This is a genomic window from Sporomusa sp., from assembly GCF_057736855.1.
On sequence record NZ_JBYKYF010000227.1, the window covers coordinates 1 to 5130 of the forward strand.

Consider the following 5130-nt stretch of genomic DNA (forward strand, 5'->3'; position numbering starts at 1 on the left):
AATATTATAGCCATTAACGGTAGCCCGCGTAAAAACTGGAATACCGCCACACTTCTCGGCACAGCTTTGGAAGGAGCTGCTTCGCAAGGCGCCGCCACGGAACTCATCCATCTGTATGATTTGAACTTCAAAGGCTGCATGAGTTGCTTTGCCTGTAAACTAAAAGGCGGAAAAAGCTATGGTAGATGTGCTGTAAAAGATGATTTGACGCCGATTTTAAAAAAACTGGAAACCGTCGATGCACTCATACTAGGTTCACCCATCTACTTAGGCAATGTTACTGGTGAAATGCGATCTTTCCTTGAACGCCTGGCGTTTCAATACCTGGTATATAATGCGAACTACTCCTCGCTATTCACGCGCAAGATGCCTATAGGATTTATCTACACCATGAATGTGGATGAAAACAGGATGCAGGCTATGGGTTATCCTCAGAATCTAAGCGCAATGGAAACCATATTAGGAAGACTTTTTGGCTCTTGTGAATCCCTGTACTGTTTTGATACCTATCAGTTTGATGATTATTCCAAATATGTAGCAACCGCTTTCAACGCAGAAGCTAAAGCCCAAAGACGCAAAGAAGTATTTCCCTTAGATTGCCAGAAAGCCTTTGCAATGGGCGTACGCTTAGCAACTCCGGTAGCTTCCAAATAATAGCACCAAAAAATAACGCCTGCCACGAGCCATTGGTGATGCGGTGCTGACTGCTATTTTATAATATAAATTCTGTTAGAATGCCAAAATCCCCTGCTAACGGCTAGCAGGGGATTTTGGTTGCTTAGAAAGACCATACCCTCTTACTGTATCAATTATGCTTCAGCTGCCACCTTAATGTCCTTGCGCGCCTGATTTACCGTCAAAGTAATTGCGGCTGACGCAACAATAGCAACTATTAAAAAGATGAAGGCAGTATCAAAAGAACCTTTGCTTACATCAATTAGATAACCCATTACGAAAGGAGAAATAAAACCGGCTACCTGACCACCAAAATTAACGGTACCAGAAGCTGAACCCATGATATGGGACGGAATCGTGTCCATAACAAGACCCCAGAAAGCAGCCATAGCCATGAACATAAAGAACGAGGAAACACTCTGGTAAATAATGGCCATATCTGCCGAAGGTACGGTATAGGTTAAATACAAGAATACGCCGGCAATTAAAGCATTAGGAACAAACATCCACTTACGCTGTCCCTTCATACGGTCAGAAAGATAACCCCCAAGCAAAGTGCCTACAGTACCGACAAAGAAAGGGATTGAGCCGATTACACCTGTTTGGAGTAACGAAAACCCTCTTACTTTCATCAAATACGATGGCAACCAAGAAACAAATCCCCAGAAAGTAATGTCAAACAAGAACCAGATGAAAACCATTTGCCATAAAATTGGTTTTTTAACAAATTCTTTAAAGGTAATTCCTGTCTTAGCTTCATTGGCATCATCAGCAACAGGCTGCACCGCAAGCTCTGCCAACTCTTCTTTCGTCATACTGGGATGATTGGCAGGATTATCCTTAAAGTAGAACCAAATCATAACAGCAATCAACAATCCAGGAAGTCCAAGAGCTATAAATACAGTACGCCAGCCATAATGCGCAATGATTCCTGCGGCCACCAAGGTAGCTACTGCCGGCCCCAATGTGTTAACCGATGACTGAATGGCAGTGGCAGTTGCCCGTTCTTTCGGTGGGAAATAGGTAGCTATTGCCTTCCAAGATGCACCGGGAAAACAACCTTCTCCTATGCCAAACAGGCAGCGGCAGACAAGCATGAGAGGATAGGAGACGATCATTCCTGTTAACGAAGTAAATATTGACCACCAAGCGATAGCAAAAGACATAACTTTCCTAAAACCAAACTTATCCGCCAGTATGCCTCCAGGAATTTGGAATAACGCATATCCGGCGAAAAAGGCACTTAAGATAGCACCTTGCATGGTTGCATCAATATTAAGATCCTTGGCAATGAACGGCAAAGATACGCTAATAACCATACGGTCAAGGAACGAGAACAACCATCCCATCCAGATGATAGCTAAAATTGAGTGTCTAACCTTCCAACGAAAACCACCTTGGTTTACTTGTTTACTCATTTATCTATTCCCCCATAACATTTTTCAAGAATGGTGTCTATATTCGGACTATTTTTTCTATACTGATTGCTGTGTTATAACACAGCAATCGCTTCAATTTCCACCAAAACATCTTTGGGCAGTTTCGCGACCTGAACACAAGCCCGCGCTGGCGGTTCCTTACTAAAATATTCGCTATAAATTGCATTCACAGTTTGAAACTCGTTTAAGTCTTGTAAAAATACGGTAGTTTTTACAACATTGTCAAAACGTAAGCCTTTACTACCAAGAATGGCTGCAAGGTTGTCCAAAACCCGCCTAGTCTGAGCTTCAATGCCCTCGACTACTTCGCCAGTTGCTGGATCTACCGGAATCTGACCGGAGATAAACATAAATCCTCCTGCTATGATGGCTTGTGAATACGGACCGATAGCGGCTGGAGCCTTATCAGTGTGAACGACTGTTTTCATTACTAAACCTCCTAAACCTATTGTTAATGACCGTGTCTTAAAACACGCCCTGGTAATTCCTTGGTTTGCTGTCCCCGTTCAATAGCAACTGTACCATTTATTAAGACATATTCAATGCCTTCCGGATACTGGACAGGATCAACAAATGTACCTTTATCAATAATAGTATCTGGGTTGAAGATCACTATATCTGCGTAATATCCTGCCTTAAGCAGCCCACGGTTCTTAATTCCAAAGACTTCGGCTGGCTTGGCAGTCATTTTCTTGATTGCCGCTTCCAGGGTTAATGCCTTTTCTTGACGCACATACTTACCGAGTACACGGGGAAACGAGCCGAAAACCCTTGGATGAGGTTTACCGCCTAAGAGACCATCAGTACATACATTCTGTTCCGGTCTAGTCAAAAATCGGATCACATGCTCTTCCGTACCATAAAAGTCAACCATACCAACAGCATTTTCTTCCTGATACAGCAAATCAAATGTAGCATTATACGGATCTTTACCACGGATCTTACCAATCTCAACTAAATTTTTACCAACTAAATCTTCGTTGGCTTTGGTCTTAACACTGGTAACAAAAATTTGATCCAGACCGGCAAAGTCAATAAAATTATCCCAACCAGGAATACCCCGCTCGATATCCTCAATCATTTTCTTTCTGAGCTCGGCATCTTCCAATCGCTTAAGCAGTTTGTCAGTGCCGCCATCATGTACCCATGGAGGCAGGATAACCCCAAGCATGGTACTGCCGGCTACATAGGGATATTGGTCAAACGATATTTTGATACCTTCTGCCTGTGCTCTTTCCAGCAATTCTATAACCTTGTCGATAGCCCCCCAGTTTTTGCGGCCACAAACCTTGAAATGGGAAAAATGAACTTTGACCCCAGATTTTCTCCCAATATCTATAACTTCTTCCATAGACTCCAAAATGGTATCTGCTTCACTACGCTGATGAACAACAAACACGCCATCATACTCAGCAACCACTTTGCACAGCTCAACAATTTCCTCCGTCTGTGAGTAAGCGCAAGGCATATAAATCAACCCTGTAGATAGGCCAACCGCTCCAGCTTCCAGTTCGCGCCGTGTAATATCACACATCTTTTTTAGTTCTTCGGCTGTCGGCTGACGGTTGTCAAGACCGATGGCTTCCATGCGGATATTGCCGTGCGGTACCAAATAGACCTCATTCAAACCCACCCCTGACTTTTCCAGCATGGTTAAATATCCATCTGTCGTCTCATAGCTCCAGTCGATTTCGTCACTATCGCCGTTAAGACCAGCTAAATTCTTACGCCAAGGACTAATGTATTGTTGGGGAAGAGGTGCCATAGAAATTCCATCTTGCCCCAATACCTCGGTAGTAATACCCTGTTTTACCTTAGGAGTTACATACGGATCCACTAGAATTTGCAAGTCAGAGTGGCTGTGAGTATCGATAAAACCAGGGGCAACCACCAATCCCTGGGCATCAATGACTTTGTCATATTCACCATCGCCAGTCTCACCGACTGCCGCAATCCGGTCATTTTCAACAACAACATTGCCGACAAAGGCTTTTTCACCCGTACCATCAACAATGGTCCCGTTTTTTATCAAAATACGCATTTTTCTCACCTTCCCTTATTTTAAAACTGATTTCATTATGCCATAGTAGCCTTTGGCTGCTTGAAACAACTGCTCAACTTCAATGTATTCATCAATAGTATGGGCCAGGTTTTCCCGCGATGGTCCGAAACCAATTGTTTTTATTCCAGCCTCGCCCGCATAATGACTGCCATTCGTGCAAAATGAGTAGTGAGTTATAGCGGGCTGTAGTCCTGCTTCTTGTAAGCCGCGAAGTGCTGCTTGTACAAATTCATCGGTTTCGTCATACAGCCAGCCGGGAAAAAAGCGTTCCCCCTCGATCTGATTACCGGTATAGCAGTTTTCGCTGCCGTAGGAGTAGTAAGCCTTAGCAGTAAACTCTGGATCCTGCTCGGACATTTCCCTGATTACATCCAGGATTGGCTGCAACACACTTTCTTTTGTTTCTCCTACTAACAACCGCCGGTCATAGGTCACCCGGCAGTAATCCGGTACTACGGAAGCTCCGGGATATGGAGATGACTTTATGTCAGTCAATTCCAGAATTCCATGACCAAGTACATCCTGATAAGGGGTTTTAAGATCGCGGATTTTTTCAATCAGTCTCGCCATCTTGTACACGGCATTAATACCTGTTTGCGGATTGGCCGAGTGCGCAGGTTTGCCATAAGTTTCGACCACTATCTCGGCACGGCCGCGCTGGCCTCGCTTTAAGTTAAGTTCAGACGCCTCGCCAATTACCACATAATCAGGTTTAACCCGCTCGCTAATGCCGCGGGCGGCGACCCCTTCAAAACACTCTTCATGCACAACCCCGGCAATATAGATATTTCCGGCAAAATCCCGCTTGGTATCTTCAGCAAAGTAGGCAGCAGCAGCTATCATGGCACTTACTGCCCCCTTCATGTCAGAAGCACCGCGCCCGTAAATTTTTCCATCCACTAGCTCGCCACTAAAGGGACCATACTGCCACTTGGATTCATCAGGAACTGGAAC

General features: G+C 44.4%; 5 protein-coding genes. 1 reads left to right on the plus strand and 4 read right to left on the minus strand.

The genetic code is table 11. The features are described from left to right. The first annotated feature begins 3 nt into the window (after positions 1-3). The gene (locus AC29Z1_RS13230; RefSeq protein WP_488271929.1) at positions 4-654 is read left to right on the plus strand and encodes a flavodoxin family protein; all 651 of its coding nucleotides are present in this window, start codon (positions 4-6) and stop codon (positions 652-654) included. Between the two features lie 155 nt (positions 655-809). Here AC29Z1_RS13230 and AC29Z1_RS13235 read toward each other — a convergent pair whose 3' ends face one another. From AC29Z1_RS13235 to AC29Z1_RS13250, 4 genes are all read right to left on the minus strand, one after another. Continuing rightward, a complete protein-coding gene (locus AC29Z1_RS13235; protein WP_488271925.1) occupies positions 810-2093 on the minus strand; it encodes an MFS transporter in 1284 nt (427 codons plus the stop codon). 74 nt (positions 2094-2167) lie between these two features. After that, complete coding sequence (locus AC29Z1_RS13240; protein WP_488271926.1) at positions 2168-2542, minus strand: RidA family protein; 375 nt, start codon at positions 2540-2542, stop codon at positions 2168-2170. A 23-nt stretch (positions 2543-2565) separates the two neighbouring features. Then, on the minus strand, positions 2566-4155 hold the full coding sequence (locus AC29Z1_RS13245) for an N-acyl-D-amino-acid deacylase family protein (RefSeq protein ID WP_488271927.1): 1590 nt from the start codon (positions 4153-4155) through the stop codon (positions 2566-2568). A gap of 15 nt (positions 4156-4170) precedes the next feature. Beyond that, the coding region (locus AC29Z1_RS13250; RefSeq protein ID WP_488271928.1) for a YgeY family selenium metabolism-linked hydrolase at positions 4171-5130 on the minus strand (960 nt) is incomplete at its 5' end.

Bases quoted from the DNA above. Each gene is read 5' to 3' on its own strand.
- AC29Z1_RS13240 (WP_488271926.1), bottom strand. From the start codon at position 2,542: ATGAAAACAGTCGTTCACACTGATAAGGCTCCAGCCGCTATCGGTCCG.
- AC29Z1_RS13235 (WP_488271925.1), bottom strand. From the start codon at position 2,093: ATGAGTAAACAAGTAAACCAAGGTGGTTTTCGTTGGAAGGTTAGACAC.
- AC29Z1_RS13245 (WP_488271927.1), bottom strand. From the start codon at position 4,155: ATGCGTATTTTGATAAAAAACGGGACCATTGTTGATGGTACGGGTGAA.